Below are 17,590 nucleotides of genomic sequence, written 5' to 3'. Positions count from 1 at the left end.
GTTAGCTTTCCTTTCGGTATAGGGCAGAGGACATGGGCTTGAATTCCTCGCGAGAAAACACCGCCTCAACGGGGAGATCGAACACCGCGCAGATGCGAAATGCCAGATCCAAGCTGGGGTAGTGGTCACCTCGCTCCAACGCGCCAATCGTTTGAGGATTGACCTCTACTTGTTTGGCTAGTTCGGCTCGGCTGAGTCCGTGTTCTGCCCGCAGCACTGAAATTCTGTTGAATATCGGTTCTTTGGGTTTAATCTTTGGGGACACACTCCAAAGTGTTATATAAACACAACGCTACGTCAACTGTTCGCAACAAAATGAAGCGCACTCACCTTTCTAAACCGCAGGTCAGCGGGGTAGAAAAAATCTAAAAAATTTTCAGTCCGTACACTCGGTTGGCATGACCACACTCAATCTGAAGTACGATGCAGCGACAACCGGAATTGCCAACGTGGAAATGGTCGATGGCAACGCCATCCCGATTCTGGGGTTCGGTACCTACAAGCTTGACGATGAGCAGGCGCGCGAATCCGTGCGCTACGCCCTGGAAATCGGCTACCGCCACATCGACACCGCATCGCTCTATCGCAATGAGCGAGGGGTTGGGCAGGGTATTGCTGATGCGGTCGCTGCGAACGTCGTAAAGCGTGAAGATATCTTCGTGACCACGAAGGTCTGGAACGATGCGCAGGGGTCGGCGGCGACGCGCGAGTCCGTGCGGGCATCTTTAGAACGGCTCAGCCTTGACTACGTTGACCTGGTGCTTGTGCACTGGCCGGTGGAGAAGCAGGGGACGTTTGGGCAGTGTTTCGATACGCTGCTGGAGCTCAATCGTGAGGGGCTGATTCGCTCGGTTGGTGTGGCGAACTTTTACCCAGAGGTGCTCGACCAGCTCTCGGAGACTCCGGTGGTCAACCAGATTGAGCTGCATCCGCAGTTCCCGCAGAATGAGCAGGTTGAAGACGATCGTCGTCGCGGTATTGTCACGCAGGCTTGGTCGCCGTTGGGGCGCGCGAAGTACTTTGAGGGCTCGCCGATTGCTGAAATCGCAGATCGCCTGGGTAAAACTCCCGCCCAAGTTGCTATCCGCTGGCACCTTCAGCGTGGCATCGTGGCCATCCCGAAGTCGGGCACGCCGTCGCGCATCAAGGAGAACTTTCAGGTCACCGACTTTGAACTCACCGACGAGGACATGGAAACGATTGCGTCGATGGCGCGTGCCGACGGGCGCCTGAGCGGCGACCCGCGGGTATTCGGCAACGAATAAGCGAATTTAGATTTGCTTATAGCCCCATCACTATTGGTGTTTCGCGGGTAGCCTAAATGCTATGACGAACCCAGCATCTGAAATCCGCGTCGAAGCCGACGGCGCAATTGTCACTATCACCATCGACCGAGATCATAAGCGCAACTCCCTGACTGCCGACGTGTGTCGTGACATCGCCGATGCGGTGGAAGCTGCCGCTGAGGTTCCAGAGCAGCGCGTTATCCTGCTGCGCGGCGAAGGCCGCGCTTTCTGTGCGGGCGCCGACCTGAGTGGCCAGCACCATGAAGATTCCTTCCACGAACAGCTCCGTCGAATGCTGCGCACAATCGAGGCCAGCCGTCTGGTGGTTATAGCGGATGTGCAGGGGCCGGCTGTCGGCGCTGGGATGCAGCTGGCGATGGCGGCCGATTTGCGCGTCGTGGGTGAGCGCGGCTGGTTTATGATTCCGCCGGTCAAGCTCGGTATCGCTGTCGATGCCTGGACAATTCGCCGCGTGCGCGTCCTCGTCGGCGGTGCCCGTGCCCGCACTATTCTGTTGGCGGCCGAGCGCATGGATCAGGAAGCCGCCCGCGGTTGCGGTCTGGCTTCCTACCTCGGTGGTCCGGACAAGGCGGAGGAGGTAGCGCTTCGTATCGCCACCTACGCGCCCCTGTCGCTGGCCTACCACAAGGCAGTGCTCAACGACGATGAGACGCATAGCCCGTTGAAGGACTACCAGCAGGAGCTCTACAACACGGTGTGGGCTTCCGAGGATGCTGCGGAGGCATCGAAGGCGCGAGCCGAAAAGCGCGAACCAAATTTCATTGGCAAATAGGTCGAATAGGTTCAGCAATTAGGCGAATAGGGTAGGCAGGCATGGGCTCGTGGAAAACTCCCGACAGTGGTCTTACTCAACAGCAGGTCCAGCAACGCATCGAGTTGGGGCACGTCAACGAGCTGCCGCCAACATCCGGGCGCAGTGTGTGGGACATTATCCGTGCCAATGTGTTTACCCGGATTAACGGTATTCTCGCTGTTTTATTCGCAGTCGTGCTCTATACCGGCTCAATCGTCAACGGTGCCTTTGGTCTGCTGATTATCGCCAACTCTATCGTCGGCATCATCCAAGAACTGCGTGCCAAGCGCACACTGGACAAGCTTTCCATTGTCGGCCGTGCAAAACCCATGGTCATTCGCGACGGGGAGCCTGCTCGCGAGATCGACCGCGAGTCCGTCGTCCTCGACGATCTCATCGAGGTTGGTCCCGGTGACCAAATCGTCGTTGACGGTATTCTCCGCTACGCCTCTGACGTGGCTGTCGATGAGTCCTCTCTCACCGGTGAATCCGATGCCGTCGATAAGAGCGTTGGGGACATGGTCTACTCGGGTTCCTCGGTCGTGGTGGGGTCGGCGCGATATCAGGCCACCAAAGTGGGCAAGGAGGCTTACGCCGCCAAGCTCGCAGCTGAGGCCAACAAATTCACGCTGACTGATTCCCAGCTCTTCCGCGGCATCAACAAGATCCTGACCTACATTTCCTGGATTCTCATTCCCGTCGGCGCCTTGGCAATCTATACGCAGCTCTTTGTCGCCGGCGATGATTTCAACGATGCGCTGCTGGGGATGGTCGCCACGCTGGTGCCCATGGTCCCTGAGGGGCTTGTCCTCATGACCACCATCGCATTTGCCCTTGGGGTGGTGCGCTTGGGGCGACATCGAGTGCTGGTCAATGAGTTGCCCGCCATCGAAGGTCTCGCGCGTGTCGACACCGTGTGTGTCGACAAAACTGGCACGCTCACCGAAAATGCGATGCAGCTAGTGGAAGTCGACATCGTATCGGGTGACGGTACCTCCCGCGATGAGGTCGACTCCGCACTCATCGATCTGTGCAAGCTCGACGATCGCCCCAACGCAACGGCTCGTGCACTGCTCGATGGACTTGCGGACGCAGGGGACGTCGTAAAGCATGAACAAACCAAAACCCGCCCCTTTACCTCGGCGAATAAGTGGTCGGCGCTGACGTATCACGGCGGTGCGACGTGGGTTTTCGGCGCGCCCGATGTGCTTGTCGACGACTCCGCGGTCGGCATGCAGAAAGCTCGGGAGCTTATGGAGAAAGGACTTCGTGTGCTCCTGCTCGCGCGGACCTCAGTTGGGGCAGATGACCTGCCCGGCGGTGCGCTGCGGAAGAGTGGCGAGGTGGAGTTGGAGCCAGTCGCACTTGTCGTGCTGGGGCAGAAGGTGCGTTCCGATGCGGCGGACACGGTGGCCTACTTCTATGAAGAAGGCATCGAGGTCAAGGTCATTTCTGGTGACAATGACCGCTCCGTGGGGGCTGTTGCACGTGAGCTGGAAATGGAGGGGGCTAACAATCCTGTCGATGCGTCTGAGCTTCCGGTCAGCCGCGATGAGAATAGCGAAGCCAAGCCCACCGAGATCCGCAACGAGTTCGCAGACATTGTGGAGTCGCGGCAGATCTTCGGCCGTGTCACGGCGGAGAATAAGCGCGATATGGTTCATGCGCTGCAGTCGCGGGGGCATCATGTGGCGATGACCGGTGATGGTGTCAATGATGTGCTGGCGCTGAAAGCGGCGAACCTGGGCGTGGCTATGGGGGATGGGGCGCCGGCGACACGTTCGGTTGCGCAGTTGGTGCTGTTGGATAATCGCTTCGCCATGATGCCGATGATTGTGGCGGAGGGGCGTCGCGTCATTGGCAATATCGAGCGTGTGGCCAACCTCTTTTTGACGAAGACCATCTACTCGGTGGTGCTGGCGCTGGCTGTGGGGCTGTGGGGGATGGATTATCCATTCGAGCCGATTCACGTGACGATTACGGGTTGGTTCACAATTGGAATCCCGGCGTTCGTGCTGTCGTTGGCTCCTAACTTGGAGCGTGCGCGCGATGGTTTCGTGCGGCGCGTGTTGCGCTTAGCGATACCGGCGGGCATCACGGTGGGGTTGTTGACCTTCATGTTTTGGTTGTGGGCAAACCCGGGAGTCGACGCCAGCGATGAGGCACGAGGGGAGGCGTCTACTGCGACCCTCATTGTGCTGATTGTTTCGGCATTTTGGGTTTTGGTGGTCGTGGCTAGGCCATACACCTGGTGGAAGGTTCTGTTGCTGGCGGTATCGGCAGGAGCCTACCTGTTCATCTTCTCGGTTCGTTCAGTGGCCACAGTGCTTAATCTGTACTGGGTAGGGCGGGAGCTGTTGATTCCCGCGCTGATTGTGGGGGCCATCGGCGCGGTCATTATCGAAGCGCTGTGGTGGTGGCGTCAGAGTAAGCCATTGCCGGAAGAAGCGGAGAACACGAGTACAACGGCGTAAATGGGGGTAGTAAAAACGGCGCCTAAGTATGCAGGTAATGGCGTTTTTGGGGGTGCCTTAAGGCTCGCTGAGAAGTAGTTAGCCGCATTTAACTTCTTTGCTAACTGTGTTCCAGGTAACTTTGTTTCCACACATAATGAAAAATGTGGTGCATGGCACACCCTCGGGGTGGCTGTGCTGAACCTCATTACGAACACCTGCATAACTTCCTGGAAAGGATTAGCCCGTGTCCGCAACTCCCTTGCCGGCAGACCGGCATAAGCCACAGGCGGCCGAGTACCGCTACGTGCAAAACTCAGCGCAGTTCCAAGAGCTCCGCTCTACATTCCGTTCTTTCGCCATCCCGATGACCGTCGCAGGTCTGGTGTGGTACATCGCATTCGTTTTGCTTGCGACGTTCGCGCCGGATCTCATGGCGACTCCCGTACTGGGCAATATCAACCTGGGCATCGTCCTTGGTCTGCTTCAGTTCGTGACCACCTTCGCCATCACTTGGGTGTACATCAACTTCGCCAACAAGAAGCTTGAGCCGATGCAGGCAGAGCTGCGCGAGGCACTGGAAAGCGGAGAAATCGCTGAAATCGTCGCAAAGAAGGAGGCATAGGCATGCTGACTAGTTTCTTTGCTGCAGATGACACTGCAGCAGCAGGTAACCCGATTCTCAACATCGCGGTCTTCGTCGCCTTCATTGTTGCGACCATGTTCATCGTTACTCGAGTGGGCAAGGGCGGAAACAAGGGAGCATCAGACTTTTACACCGGTGGCGCACAGTTCTCCGGTACCCAAAACGGTCTTGCCATTGCGGGTGACTACCTCTCGGCGGCTTCCTTCCTCGGTATCGTCGGCGCCATCGCGCTGACTGGTTACGATGGATTCCTTTACTCCATCGGCTTCTTCGTAGCCTGGCTGGTCGCGCTGCTGTTGGTTGCAGAGCCGCTGCGTAACGTCGGTAAGTTCACCATGGCCGACGTGCTGTCCTTCCGTCTTAAGCAGCGCCCGGTACGTACTGCGGCTGCTATCTCGACCCTCGCGGTGACCCTGTTCTACCTCATCGCGCAGATGGCCGGTGCAGGTTCCCTGGTCGCCGTGCTGCTCAACATTCACGACTCCACTCAGCAGTCCATCGTTGTCGCGGTCGTCGGCATCATCATGGTTGCTTACGTTCTCATCGGTGGTATGAAGGGCACGACTTACGTGCAGATGATTAAGGCCGTCCTGCTGGTCGGTGCTGTCATCATCATGACCCTGATCATCCTGGTTGGCGTTAAGGGTAACTTCTCCCAGCTCCTGCAGGACGCAGTGGACATGCACGCAAGCTCGGATCACATCGCCGAGAAGGGCTACGAAGCCTCCGCCATTCTTGAGCCGGGTCTGAAGTACGGCGGCTCCTTCGTTCAGCAGCTGGACTTCGTCTCTCTGGGCCTGGCACTGGTCCTCGGTGTTGCTGGTCTGCCGCACGTGCTCATGCGCTTCTACACGGTGCCGACTGCAAAGGAAGCTCGTAAGTCCGTGACCTGGGCAATCATCCTCATCGGTGGTTTCTACCTGTTGACCCTGGTACTCGGTTACGGCGCCGCCGCACTTGTTGGTCCGGACCGAATCAACGCCGCCCCGGGCGGAGCCAACGCTGCAGCTCCGCTGCTGGCCTTCGAAATCGGTGGCTCCATCTTCATGGCAGTGATTTCCGCAGTGGCGTTCGCTACCGTGCTGGCCGTGGTCGCTGGTCTGGCAATTACCGCTTCCGCGTCTGTCGGCCAGGACCTCTACCAGGCCGTGATCCGCAAGGGACAGGCCACGGAAGCCGAGCAGGTTCGTGTCTCCCGCATTACCGTAATCGTGCTGGGCGTTGTCGCCATTATCCTCGGCATCCTGGCCATGGGGCAGAACGTCGCCTTCTTGGTGTCGCTGGCCTTCGCAGTGGCAGCATCCGCAAACGTACCAACCATCCTGATGTCCCTGTTCTGGAAGCGCTTCAACACCGCAGGCGCAGTTGCCTCCATGTACACCGGTGTCATCGCCTCGCTGGTTCTGATTATCTTCTCCCCGGCAGTTTCCGGCAGCGAGTCCTCGATGATTCCGTCGGTTGACTTCTCCTGGTTCCCGCTGACCTCGCCGGGTCTGCTCGCAATCCCGCTGGCGTTCCTGGCTGGCATCATCGCCACCTACATGGGCAAGCCGGATAACTTCGATGACCTGGCAGCTGAGATGGAAGTTCGCTCCCTGACCGGTGTTGGCACCGAGGCTGCGGTTGATCACTAATAACCACTGAGTCCTTGGCTGGCAACGCTGCCCGAACAGCTCAGCTAATCGCAATTAACTGAATAGACAAATGCAAGGGCCCCGTTATCGTCACTGGTAGCGGGGCCTTTGTGGTGGCCGCGGGGTCGTCGTCAAGCGTGTGCGAATCAGTGCATGATAGTTAATGGATGGGCCTGTTGCCCTGGCTCCGCAGGGGCTCGCGGAAGCGAGCACGGAGTCTTAGATATAAGGTGGGAAGGTAACAATCTGGTTTGCCCCACCGCAATAATTGGAGTGTGTATGACTGACAATTCTGGCGCTTCTGAGAACAACAATTCTTTCCGTAGCGCCCTGCATGATGAGCACGTAAGCCTTGGCGCAGAAATGCGCAATGTTGGTGGCTACGAAGTGCCGTTCCGCTACTCTTCGGAAATTGCAGAGCACAACGCAGTGCGTGAGGCCGTTGGTGTTTTCGACCTGTCGCTGATGGGTATCATCCGCGTCACTGGTGAGGATGCGGCGGCGTTCCTTGCACACTCCCTGATTTCGGCAATCAAGCCGCTGGCGTTGGGTCGTGCCAAGTACACCATGATTGTGCAGGAAGACGGCGGCATTATTGATGACCTCATCATTTACCGCCTCGGTAGTCACGAATTCATGCTGGTGCAGAATGCCGCAGCCGCTGAAGATGTGTACTCGACGCTGCGCGAGCGCGTTGGTGGCTACAACGTCGAGGTTGAGCGCATGAATGACAAGAATGTGCTCCTGGCCATTCAAGGGCCGAAGGCTGCGAGGCTTCTGCGCCGTCTGTTGCCACAGGATCTGCACGCGACTCTCGATGGCATGAACTACTACTCTTGCACTCTGCTCGAGGTCGCAGGTGTGGAAATGATTGTCGCCCGAACCGGCTACACCGGTGAGGACGGCTTCGAGATCTTCCCGCCGGCTGACCGCGCCGTCGAGGTCTGGCGTGCAATCATTGCAGCAGGTGGCAAGGTGGAAAACCCGGAGGATCCGGCTGACAACGGCGCTGACCTCGGCCTGCTGCCGTGTGGTCTGGCCTGCCGCGACACCCTGCGTCTTGAGGCCGGTATGCCGCTCTATGGATACGAGCTGACTCGAGACCGCACTCCGCTGGAGGCCGGCCTGAAGTCCATCATGGGGCCGACCAAGGGGCAGTTTATTGGTCGCAACGCACTGATTAATCGTCCGCAGTCGAAGGAGCTACTGGTTGGTCTGCGTTTCTCCGGTGATGAAGCTCCGAAGCGTGGCACCAAGCTCATTGATGCGGAAGGTAACGAGGTTGGCGTGCTGACTTCCGCCAAGGTGTCGCCGACTTTGGGTCACCCCATCGGTTTTGCATACGTTCAGCGTTGGCAGTCCTCCACTGGCACGGAGCTGACCGTTGAAGGCGCCGACATTACCGCCACCGTCGTTCCGACGCCGTTCTACAATCGCCGTCACCGCAAGTAGGGGAGCCCGGGTGCTCCGCCGCATTGTGGCGGGCTCAGATCTGTTCAGGCTCGTCTCTTCGTATCTGTTGGGTAAATAAAAAAATCCGCTGCAGAATTTTTGCAGCGGATTTTGGTGTTTTAGGGCGAGCTAGCGCACCTCACCTAACTAAGTCCCGAGCCGACGAACCTCGCCGTCCGAGACGAACCTAGCGGAACAGGCCGGTGAGCCCTTGATTATCTTCGCTTGGCTGCTCGTCTTGCTCCGATTCCGATTCCGTCGGCTCGCCGGAGGTAGTCGGAGTCGTTGAAGTATCGGGCGGCGTGGAAGAATCAGAGGTCGTCGAGCTCTCCGTCTCACTAGTCTCCGTTGTGCTCTCGCTCGGAGTCGTCGGCTCAGGTTCCTGAGGCTGTGGCTCAGAGGTCGTCGAAGTAGTGGAGATCCACATTTGCTGCGATGTCGGGTTCGCGGGGGTTTGCTGCAGCACCGTCCACACCTCCTGCTCGCCGACTTGTGCGCATTCAAGATTCTGGCCGTTGGCGCTCATTCGTATTTCGCCGGTCTGGTTCGGGCACAGCTGCCCGATGCGCGGCGTACCGCCTTCTCGAACCTTTGGTCCCGTCGTCGTCGGCGAGCTTGTCGACGACGCCGTAGTAAGCGAGCTTGACGACGAGGTTTGCGTCGCGGCAACCTCCTCGCTTTCGTTGTTGGCACAGCTGGTGGCCGTGGCTGCGAAGGTGAGGAAGCAGCAGGCCAGCGCCAGCTGCCGGCGGTTCTTGCGCCGGACGGCAGTGAGTTTAGGGTGCTGTACGGCTGACAGCTGAGTTCGCGTATTCACATCCATCTCACTTTCTGGGCTTCTCGGGCCTGCGTCGCGTGGTTTAATTCTCGGCTTTCTGGGTAGGGACTCCTGAAAAACCACTGGGGGTGCCAGCTATAGGGGAACTTGCCGAGTTATTGGCAAGGTAGTTGCTGACACCCAATAGATAGGTTGATTCAACCGGCAACTATACAGTCGACTTTTCGATTTGCATACTGGATGCTTCTAATCGTGGCAGAACGGGTGTGGTAGGGAAAGGCAATTCGTCTGTGAAGTCATAAGTGGTTTTGATAGCGTGTGTCCCATGTATCGGCGCACCCCGAATCGATTCCCCGTAAAGAGTAATGCGGATTTGTTCGCTCGGCGCAGTGGCGCGTGGATACTGGATTCGTTCCTTGTAGGAATCTTTGTTGCCATCATTGTGGCACTTGGCAAACTTGCGTGGGAAGCAGCCATGGCGAACTGGGCGCTGCCGAGTCCGCCAGAGTTCAGGATTTTGTATGGTGTCATATTCCCAGCTGTCTTTTTCTTTGTGCGCGTGGTTGCAGAGGCTCGCGGTGAACAGACGTTTGGTAAAAGCGCATTTTTGCTACACGTTGTTCCAGCGCGGAAAGCAGACTCTGGGGCAACTCCGTTCGAAGTCGCTCAGCCAGAGGGAACATCGGAGCTCGAATCAGGAGACGATTCTTGGCACAGAGGTTGGCGGGCAGCGGTACGTAATTGTTACCTATTGTCGCTGATTTTCTTGCCTACGGGTTTTGAGCCAAACGTTGAACTGTTTTTTGGTGTCCTGATGATTTGGGTTGCTGTTTGCCGCTGGCACCCATTCGACTGGTTGGCAGGAAAACGCGTCGTTGTTGAAAGGCGTAGCGAGCGCTAACGTTCGAGCAAGCGTCAGGCCCTGGCTCTTTCCTCCTCGGCCTCAACCTCAGCGTTGAATTCTCGTTTAGAAGACTGCCACTGGTCTTCGGTCATACCGATACGCCAGTAGCCAGAAATGGAAACGTCTTTCTTCGGGATCTCAGATTCGACGAAGAGGAAGCGGCGCAATTCCTTGATCATCTCGGCGACACCGTGGATGAACCAGCTAGTTTTCTTACCTTCTGGAATGCCCGCCTCGCGCACTGCGCGGGATAGCTCTGTGCCGTGGGTTGCGCCGTTGCGGAGGACCCAATGGACTTCCACACCCTCTCGGGTTGGGAGCTCAAACTTCCGATCTTCGGACTCGATTTCGATGTATGCGGTTGCGGTCGTGCCTGCTGGGAGGTGCTTCAGTCCGGCGCTGATAGCTGGCGCTGCGGACTCGTCTCCGGCGAGTACAAAGTGTTCATATTCTGCTGCAGGTCCCCATGCGCCTCCTGGCCCTAAGAAGCCACGCTTGTCTCCGATTTCGGCTACGCGTGCCCACGGTCCAGCCAGGCCGGAATCGCCGTGGGTGACGAAGTCGACGTCAAAGTCGCCGGTTTCGGAGTCCACATTAATCAGAGTGTATGTGCGGGTGATTGGCAGTTTGTCTCGCGGCTGTTCGGCGCGAATTTTCGCAATATCGAACGGCCAGGAGTAATCAGCGTCCTCTGGCACAAACAATAATTTGATGTAATGGTCGGTAAACTCCAGCTCCTTGCCCACAAATGCAGGCGAGTTCATGCTCAAACGAACAAGGTCTGGGGAAATCTGGCGACGTCCAGTAACTGTTGCCTCGTGTGCCTTACGGGGCTTACGCTTCGGTGCTGCTGCTTTAGCTAGGCCAGCCATAGTTGTCACTGTCCTTCAACAAGTCTTGGGCTGTTTTGTACTGGCGGAAGTCTACACGCCACGTGATTAGGTAAGCCTAACACAAGTGTTTCTGGAAATTGCTGGGTGATGCGTTCTCAGGAGGGGGCGTAGTGGCCGGTCGTGAGAAAAACAAAGAACCCTCGCGCCCTATATGTAAAAGGTCACGAGGGTATTTGTGCCCCAGAGAGGAATCGAACCTCCGACACCGGCTTTAGGAGAGCCGTGCTCTATCCACTGAGCTACTAGGGCAATCATCTTCCGGGTAAAACAGCCGTGAAAACACATTCTCGGCGGCCGGAAAATTACTTCATCACTTTAACGCATCTGCGAGCTCTAGTGGCAATTGGGTCCTCGACCTGACACGCAAACATGCAGGAAGCTCGCTATTACCCCCATGTGCTTTTGTGCTCGGCGGTGCCGCCCGGAATCTGGCTAACATGGTTTATAACGAGCGACTTTCTTGCGCTTGCGGTCGCAACAGCGCTACTTATTTTCCGGTCGCTGTTTTGGAGGAGGATGACAATATGATTAAGCCAACTTTCACGGATGTCAACGGTGTCAAGATTAAGTGCTCCATGACCACGGACTCGGACAAGCCGCACCTTTTGGTTTCGCGCATGGAAGATGATGGCTCTTTGACTCCGATTCTGGAGATGAACGTGTACGACTCCAAGTACATGGCCAACGCTTGCGAGATTTACTTGAAGCAGGCCGCTTCGGCTAACCTCCAGGGTTCGATGGCTGGCCTGTCTCCAGATGAGATGGCTGAACAGTTCGGTTACGAGGGAGATCCGACCAATCACTAGTCGAAACGACGCCGCCCGCACTCAGGCCGAGAGCCCTGTATACAGCGGATATGTCGATGTAGACGTCATCGGAATCGGCGCCGGTAGTCCGAGCCACCTTACGCTCGAGGCTATCGGCGCTCTTGCTGATGTCGACGTAGTTTTTGCTCTCGACAAGGGTGATGCCAAAGCGGACTTGTTGGCTGCGCGACAGGCGATCGTCGATAAGCATGCGCCGCATGTCGAACTCGTTACCGTTCCCGACCCGCCACGTGACCGCACGCCCGATAACTACGGCGCAGTCGTCCGTGACTGGCATCAGCGCCGTGCAGAGCTGCTTGCCGACGCCTTCGTCGCTCACCTCGGACGAGAGGGCAAGCGCCGCGGTGCGTTCTTGGTCTGGGGGGACCCCTCCTTGTACGACTCAACATTGCGGATTTTGCAGCGCGTCCGCGACCTTGGGCTGGACGTGCGCTCGCGAGTTATCCCCAGTGTGACGGCGATTTCCGCGCTGACCGCAGCGCATGGAGAGTGCCTGAACCAGATTGGTAAGCCGGTATTGATTACCACTGGTCGGCGCCTGGGGGAGCGTGCGCCTGGCATGGATGCGGTGGTGATGCTCGATGGCGGTGCAGCCTGGCTCGAGCACGCGGACCCGGAGGAAGAGATTCTCTGGGGTGCATTCCTGGGAACGGAGCTGGAGACGCTCCGCCGTGGTCGCGTTGGCGACGTCGGCGAAGAGATTGCGGAGCTGAAAAAGAAGCTCCGTGCGGAGCACGGTTGGATTATGGATATCTACCTGCTGCGTTCCGGCGCCTAGGACTGAGCAGTCGCAGCGGTGCCAGTTCGGCTAGCTGACTTTCTTGCCCAAGAAGCCCTCTGCCCATCGGTGGAGGGCTTTTTCGGCGGCTTCGACGCCGTCGGCGACGGTTACCTTGGTGAGGACCTGATCGTCGTTAGGCAACACGCGTGCGGGATCGCCTGCGGGACGGACGGTGATGCTGACGTGGTCGGCATTGATGACCTCGACGGTTGCTAGTGCGAGCATCTCGACGTTCGTCTGCTCAGCAACCGCAAAGCGGTAGGCGGTGTCGTTTTCCCACTCGGTGGTGGAGTTCCGAAGGAACTCGGCGACGGAGTCAGGGGCCAATTCTGTGAGTAATTGGGTTGCGACCGGGGCGTCATCGACGCGGGAATCGTGGCGCAGCGGACGGCAGTAGAAGCGGCCGGCATTTACTTCCATGGGTTCCATACCGTCCACTCTAGACGTCCTGAACAGTGTTTAAGGGCGCCGGGGGAGGGGCTGAAAAGAATCAAGCGGGGCTGGCTGCGAATCCCATCGCAACCAGCCCCGCTTAGAGCTTTAGAACTACTTCAGTTCCATCAGGACATCGCCCTTGCCGACACCTGAGCCAGCCTCGGTAGCCAGACCCGTGACAACGCCGTCCTTGTGAGCCTTGACTGGGTTTTCCATCTTCATGGCCTCAAGGACAACCACGGTGTCACCCTCGGAGACTTCCTGGCCCTCTTCGACGTTGACCTTGATGACGGTGCCCTGCATCGGAGCAACCACAGCGTCACCGGAAGCGGCCTTCTTGGAACCGCCAGCGCGCTTCTTCTTGCTCTTCTTCTTGGCACCAGCGTTGCCGCCGCCCAGAGCCAGGTCGCCCGGCAGGGCTACCTCGACGCGGCGACCGTCGATCTCGACGACAACCTTCTGAGCCGGAACGGTGTCGGTGTCAGCGTCGGAGTCACCGTCGTACGGAGCAATCGGGTTGTCCCATTCCTCTTCAATCCACTTGGTGTAGACGTCAAACTTCTCGCCATCGCCGACAAACGCCGGGTTCTCCACAATGTGGCGGTGGAACGGAATGACCGTTGCCAGGCCCTCAACCTGGTACTCGGACAGAGCACGAGCGGAGCGGCGTAGGGCCTCTTCGCGGGTCTCGCCCCAAACAATCAGCTTGGCCAGCATGGAGTCGAACTGGCCGCCGATGACGTCGCCCTCCTTGATGCCGGTGTCCATGCGGACACCCGGGCCGGACGGTTCGACGTACTTGGTGATGGTGCCCGGAGCCGGCATGAAGTTGCTGCCGGCGTCCTCGCCGTTGATGCGGAACTCGAAAGCGTGACCGCGCATCTCCGGGTCTTCCTTGATGGACAGTTCCTTGCCTTCAGCAATGCGGAACTGCTCGCGGACCAGATCGAGGCCGGTAATTTCCTCGGTGACCGGGTGCTCCACCTGTAGACGAGTGTTGACCTCGAGGAAGTTAATCAGACCGTCAGCGCCAACCAGGTACTCAACGGTGCCCGCACCGTAGTAGCCAGCCTCGCGGCAGATGTCCTTAGCGGACTGGCGCAGGCGCTCATCCTGCTCTGGGGTCAGGAACGGAGCGGGTGCTTCCTCGACGAGCTTCTGGAAACGACGCTGTAGCGAGCAGTCACGGGTGGAGGCGACAACGACGTTGCCGTGCTTATCAGCGAGAACCTGGCACTCGACGTGGCGTGCCTTGTCCAGGTAGCGCTCTACGAAGCACTCACCGCGACCGAAGGCCGCAACGGCCTCACGGGTAGCGGACTCGTAGAGGTCGGCGACCTCTTCCATCTTGTGTGCGACCTTCATGCCGCGGCCACCGCCACCGAAAGCGGCCTTAATGGCGATTGGCAGACCGTGCTCCTTAGCGAACGCGACGACCTCGTCTGCATCCTTAACTGGCTCCTTGGTGCCTGGAGCCATTGGAGCGTCAGCCTTCAGCGCGATGTGACGAGCGGTGACCTTGTCGCCCAGGGCGCGGATGGACTCTGGTGACGGGCCAATCCAGATCAGGCCAGCGTTCTCAACAGCCTCAGCGAAGTCGCCGTTCTCCGACAGGAAGCCGTATCCCGGGTGGATGGCATTAGCGCCGGACTTCTTTGCGGCGTCCAGAATCTTGTCGAAAACTAGGTAGGACTCAGCGGAAGTGGTGCCACCGAGAGCAAAAGCCTCATCCGCCATGGTCACGAAAGGAGCGTCCGCATCCGGCTCAGCGTAAACGGCGACGGAAGGAATGCCGGCGTCCTTCGCAGCGCGAATAACGCGAACGGCAATCTCGCCACGGTTGGCGACGAGAACCTTCGTGATTTTTTCAGTGGTCTGCTCGGACACGAAATCCTCCATTTTTCGTGGGCACCCCGAGAATTGGCCCTCGGGGCAAGGTTGCGACAGTCATTTGTAGGAATCACAAGCAGCACTGCAGTTAACTGAGTGGTGAACCGCAATGCGGTTCACCACGCGGTAGCTAACAGCGTGTGACCCAATGTCTCCATTGTGTCACAGGTGCGGTAAGCAACCTCTTTTTGCTCGCTACATAAGGGGGTAGGGATTGTGGTCTTGAGCAGCGTTCAAGTGGTCATGGGGGCAGCTGAAGTGGCTATTTTCCGCCCAAAAACCTAGGTTTGTGGTTAAAATTATCACCCAAGAGTGCAAGAGCCGCCCCCTTGATTGGGGGCGGCAGGGGGAAACTAAATCTCCGGTGTAGCGTCAGCCGCTGACGCTGGAAAAACGGTGGGGGAAGCGCCCACCGGTTGCGTCGATCGCCTACAGGCTTCCCGGCTCCGAACCGTGGGCAATGGGCATGCCAATCATATTGCCCCACTCAACCCACGAGCCGTCGTAGTTGCGAACATTCTCGTGGCCGAGCAGGTGGTGCAGTACAAACCAGGTGTGCGCGGAGCGCTCGCCGATGCGGCAGTAGACAATCGCCTCATCTTCAAATTGGACGTGCGCGTAAATCTGCTCGAGCTCTTCGCGATCGCGGAAACGCGAGTTCGGGTGAACGGACTGATTCCATGGAATGTTTACCGCGGTTGGAATGTGGCCACCACGCAGGACGCCTTCCTGTGGGTAATCGACCATGTGGGTTCGTGCACCGGCATACTCCTCCGGAGTGCGCACGTCGATAATCGGAGCCTTTCCAATGAGCTCACGTGTATCGCTGAAGTAGGCGCGCAGTGTCTTGTCGTCGCGCTCGACGACAGGGTAGTCAGTGCGTGGGTAATTGGGGACCTCGAAGCTCGTGTCTCGTTCTTCAGTCATCCAGGCATCGCGGCCACCGTTAAGCAGGCGCACGTCGGGATGCCCAAAAAGCTCGAAAACCCAGAGTGTGTAGGCGGCCCACCAGTTGGACTTGTCGCCGTAGATTACGACGGTGTCATCGCGCGAGATACCCTTCTCGCGCATGAGCTCGGCAAAGCCTTCGGCGTCGATATAGTCGCGGCGCACAGGATCGTTGAGGTCGTGATGCCAGTCGATGCGAACCGCGCCCGGAATATGTCCAATGTCGTAAAGCAGTGAGTCCTCGTCGGATTCAACAACGCGCAGACCGGGAGAGCCCAGTCGGGCAGCAAGCCAGGAGCTAGAGACGAGGCGCTCAGGGTGGGCGTACTGCTGGAACTGGGGGTGCGGGTCGTGCGGAACAGCCATCGGATACTCCCTTGGCGCAAGTTGGGTGGGTGGGACTTTCTGACGTTTATCGTCAATTGCATATCTAGTTTACGGGTCGCGTGGCGAACGGCGGAATAGTCCCCAGTGTGAGCGCTTTCCGACGGCAACAATTGCGTCCGCGGCCACCCTGGGATACGCCTCACAGTTGGGGGTAAAAGCAGTGTTTTCAGCGCGCTTGGAGTCCAGGTAGTGCCCTAAAATTTAGCTGAGAGTTAGCGCAAAAACTGTGTTGATTCGTATCACTGGAAAATGGGCTGAAATGGGCTATCTGCCTGGGTATTCGCTGCGTTACGGAGACAATTGAGTGCCGGAAGTCCATGTATTTTCTTAAAAGGAGTGCCTGTGCACAAGAACATTGTTGTATTCGAGATCGAGGGCGGCTCGGACAAGTACTTCGACGGACACCGCAAGGACACCATGCCAATCGTCAACGCTATCCGCGAAGCCGGTTGGTCCGCTGAGGTCGTCTACTACCGACCGGAGTGGAAGGACGACCTGTACGACTACGTCTCCCAGAACTTCGACGGCTACATCTCCCGCGTAAACCCGGGCAACATCCCGGGTGGTGAGAGGGGCTACTTCGAGCTTCTGACCAGTCTCTCGGTCGCTGGTTTGGTTGGTATGTCCACCCCGGGCGAGATGATGGCCTACGGCGCAAAGGACGCACTGGTCAAGCTCAAGGATACTGACCTGGTTCCGTCTGACACCGCTGCTTACTACGACGTCGAGGCATTCCACAGCACTTTCCCGACCTCCCTGTCCTACGGCGAGCGCGTCCTTAAGCAGAACCGTGGCTCCACCGGATCCGGCATCTGGCGCGTGCGCATCGCTGACGAAGAGGTTGCTAAGAACGTTGAGCCGGGCACCCCGCTGCCGCTAAACACCAAGCTGAAGTGCACCGAGGCCGTGGACAATCACACTGAGACTCGTGAGCTCGGCGAGTTCATGGATTTCTGCGACCAGTACATCATCGGCGATAACGGCATGCTTGTGGACATGCGCTTCATGCCGCGCATCACCGAAGGCGAAATTCGCATTCTGCTGGTCGGCCCGCACCCGGTCTTCGTGGTTCACAAGAAGCCGGCCGAGGGCGGCGACGCTTTCTCCGCAACCTTGTTCTCTGGCGCGAAGTACACCTACAACAAGCCGGAAGAGTGGCAGGACCTCATCGACATGTTTGCTGAGGCTCGCCCGGTCATTGCCGAGAACCTCGGTGGCGACAATATCCCGCTGATCTGGACCGCTGATTTCATGCTGGCAGACGGCGAGAACGGCGAGGACACCTACGTTCTCGGCGAGATCAACTGCTCCTGTGTTGGCTTCACCTCCGAGCTGGATATGGGTATCCAGGAGCTTGTTGCTCAGGAGGCCATCAAGCGCGTTGAGGCTGCTAACAAGTAGTCTCAACAGCTAGGAAAACCGCACCAAATTGGTGCGGTTTTTGCTTTTCGACGGTTCTTGC

Annotated in this window: 16 protein-coding genes and 1 tRNA gene; 10 read left to right on the top strand and 7 right to left on the bottom strand. The window is 58.1% G+C overall.

Annotation, left to right across the window (positions count from 1 at the left end; genetic code table 11):
• Window position 1: 1 nt before the first annotated feature.
• A complete protein-coding gene (locus tag HMPREF2920_RS10220; protein ID WP_042388879.1) occupies window positions 2-265 on the bottom strand; it encodes a helix-turn-helix transcriptional regulator in 264 nt (87 codons plus the stop codon).
• A 133-nt stretch (window positions 266-398) separates the two neighbouring features.
• On the opposite strand from HMPREF2920_RS10220, the gene HMPREF2920_RS10215 reads away from it, so the two are divergent.
• From HMPREF2920_RS10215 to gcvT, 6 genes are all read left to right on the top strand, one after another.
• A complete protein-coding gene (locus tag HMPREF2920_RS10215; protein WP_069359658.1) occupies window positions 399-1,265 on the top strand; it encodes an aldo/keto reductase in 867 nt (288 codons plus the stop codon).
• Between the two features lie 61 nt (window positions 1,266-1,326).
• Window positions 1,327-2,079 (top strand): enoyl-CoA hydratase, encoded by a 753-nt coding sequence (locus HMPREF2920_RS10210; RefSeq protein WP_016423300.1) that lies wholly within the window; start codon window positions 1,327-1,329, stop codon window positions 2,077-2,079.
• A gap of 41 nt (window positions 2,080-2,120) precedes the next feature.
• On the top strand, window positions 2,121-4,574 hold the full coding sequence (locus HMPREF2920_RS10205; RefSeq protein WP_016423299.1) for an HAD-IC family P-type ATPase: 2,454 nt from the start codon (window positions 2,121-2,123) through the stop codon (window positions 4,572-4,574).
• 226 nt (window positions 4,575-4,800) lie between these two features.
• Window positions 4,801-5,178 carry a DUF485 domain-containing protein gene (locus HMPREF2920_RS10200; protein WP_070429956.1) on the top strand — a complete coding sequence of 126 codons (378 nt, stop codon included), beginning with the start codon at window positions 4,801-4,803 and terminating at the stop codon, window positions 5,176-5,178.
• A 2-nt stretch (window positions 5,179-5,180) separates the two neighbouring features.
• Window positions 5,181-6,833, top strand: a complete 1,653-nt coding sequence (locus HMPREF2920_RS10195; RefSeq protein WP_016423297.1) for a solute symporter family protein — start codon at window positions 5,181-5,183, stop codon at window positions 6,831-6,833.
• Window positions 6,834-7,112: 279 nt separating this feature from the next.
• Window positions 7,113-8,285 carry a glycine cleavage system aminomethyltransferase GcvT gene (gene gcvT / locus HMPREF2920_RS10190; protein ID WP_070854158.1) on the top strand — a complete coding sequence of 391 codons (1,173 nt, stop codon included), beginning with the start codon at window positions 7,113-7,115 and terminating at the stop codon, window positions 8,283-8,285.
• A gap of 187 nt (window positions 8,286-8,472) precedes the next feature.
• Here the strand turns inward: gcvT and HMPREF2920_RS10185 are convergent, their stop codons facing one another.
• Window positions 8,473-9,108 (bottom strand): hypothetical protein, encoded by a 636-nt coding sequence (locus HMPREF2920_RS10185; protein ID WP_070429955.1) that lies wholly within the window; start codon window positions 9,106-9,108, stop codon window positions 8,473-8,475.
• A gap of 280 nt (window positions 9,109-9,388) precedes the next feature.
• Between HMPREF2920_RS10185 and HMPREF2920_RS10180 the strand changes: the two genes are divergently transcribed.
• On the top strand, window positions 9,389-9,964 hold the full coding sequence (locus tag HMPREF2920_RS10180) for an RDD family protein (RefSeq protein ID WP_016423294.1): 576 nt from the start codon (window positions 9,389-9,391) through the stop codon (window positions 9,962-9,964).
• 14 nt (window positions 9,965-9,978) lie between these two features.
• On the opposite strand, the gene HMPREF2920_RS10175 is transcribed toward HMPREF2920_RS10180, so the two are convergent.
• Window positions 9,979-10,839: a siderophore-interacting protein gene (locus HMPREF2920_RS10175; RefSeq protein WP_016423293.1), complete on the bottom strand. Its 861-nt coding sequence runs from the start codon at window positions 10,837-10,839 to the stop codon at window positions 9,979-9,981.
• Between the two features lie 197 nt (window positions 10,840-11,036).
• A tRNA-Arg gene (locus HMPREF2920_RS10170) sits at window positions 11,037-11,109 on the bottom strand.
• A gap of 275 nt (window positions 11,110-11,384) precedes the next feature.
• Here HMPREF2920_RS10170 and HMPREF2920_RS10165 point away from each other — a divergent pair.
• Together HMPREF2920_RS10165 and cobF are read left to right on the top strand one after the other, a co-directional pair.
• A complete protein-coding gene (locus tag HMPREF2920_RS10165) occupies window positions 11,385-11,666 on the top strand; it encodes a cg0963 family protein (protein ID WP_016423292.1) in 282 nt (93 codons plus the stop codon).
• Window positions 11,617-12,465 carry a precorrin-6A synthase (deacetylating) gene (gene cobF / locus HMPREF2920_RS10160; RefSeq protein WP_070429953.1) on the top strand — a complete coding sequence of 283 codons (849 nt, stop codon included), beginning with the start codon at window positions 11,617-11,619 and terminating at the stop codon, window positions 12,463-12,465. The genes HMPREF2920_RS10165 and cobF overlap by 50 nt, the downstream gene beginning before the upstream one ends.
• Window positions 12,466-12,495: 30 nt before the next feature.
• Here cobF and HMPREF2920_RS10155 read toward each other — a convergent pair whose 3' ends face one another.
• The 3 genes from HMPREF2920_RS10155 to HMPREF2920_RS10145 form a co-directional block, all read right to left on the bottom strand.
• Entirely contained in the window at window positions 12,496-12,897 is a 402-nt protein-coding gene (locus tag HMPREF2920_RS10155; protein ID WP_042388876.1) for a hypothetical protein, read from the bottom strand.
• Between the two features lie 117 nt (window positions 12,898-13,014).
• On the bottom strand, window positions 13,015-14,802 hold the full coding sequence (locus tag HMPREF2920_RS10150) for an acetyl/propionyl/methylcrotonyl-CoA carboxylase subunit alpha (RefSeq protein WP_042388874.1): 1,788 nt from the start codon (window positions 14,800-14,802) through the stop codon (window positions 13,015-13,017).
• A gap of 420 nt (window positions 14,803-15,222) precedes the next feature.
• Complete coding sequence (locus HMPREF2920_RS10145; protein ID WP_049189714.1) at window positions 15,223-16,107, bottom strand: sulfurtransferase; 885 nt, start codon at window positions 16,105-16,107, stop codon at window positions 15,223-15,225.
• Between the two features lie 363 nt (window positions 16,108-16,470).
• Here HMPREF2920_RS10145 and HMPREF2920_RS10140 point away from each other — a divergent pair, with 363 nt between their 5' ends.
• Window positions 16,471-17,529, top strand: a complete 1,059-nt coding sequence (locus tag HMPREF2920_RS10140) for a Cj0069 family protein (protein ID WP_016423287.1) — start codon at window positions 16,471-16,473, stop codon at window positions 17,527-17,529.
• Window positions 17,530-17,590: the final 61 nt, after the last annotated feature.

Origin of the sequence: Corynebacterium sp. HMSC075F02, assembly GCF_001838335.1 — a bacterium.
Taxonomy (GTDB): Bacteria; Actinomycetota; Actinomycetes; order Mycobacteriales; family Mycobacteriaceae; genus Corynebacterium; species Corynebacterium jeikeium_D.
The sequence above is the reverse complement of the archived record's forward strand: the minus strand, read 5'-3'. Positions and strand labels throughout refer to the sequence as shown.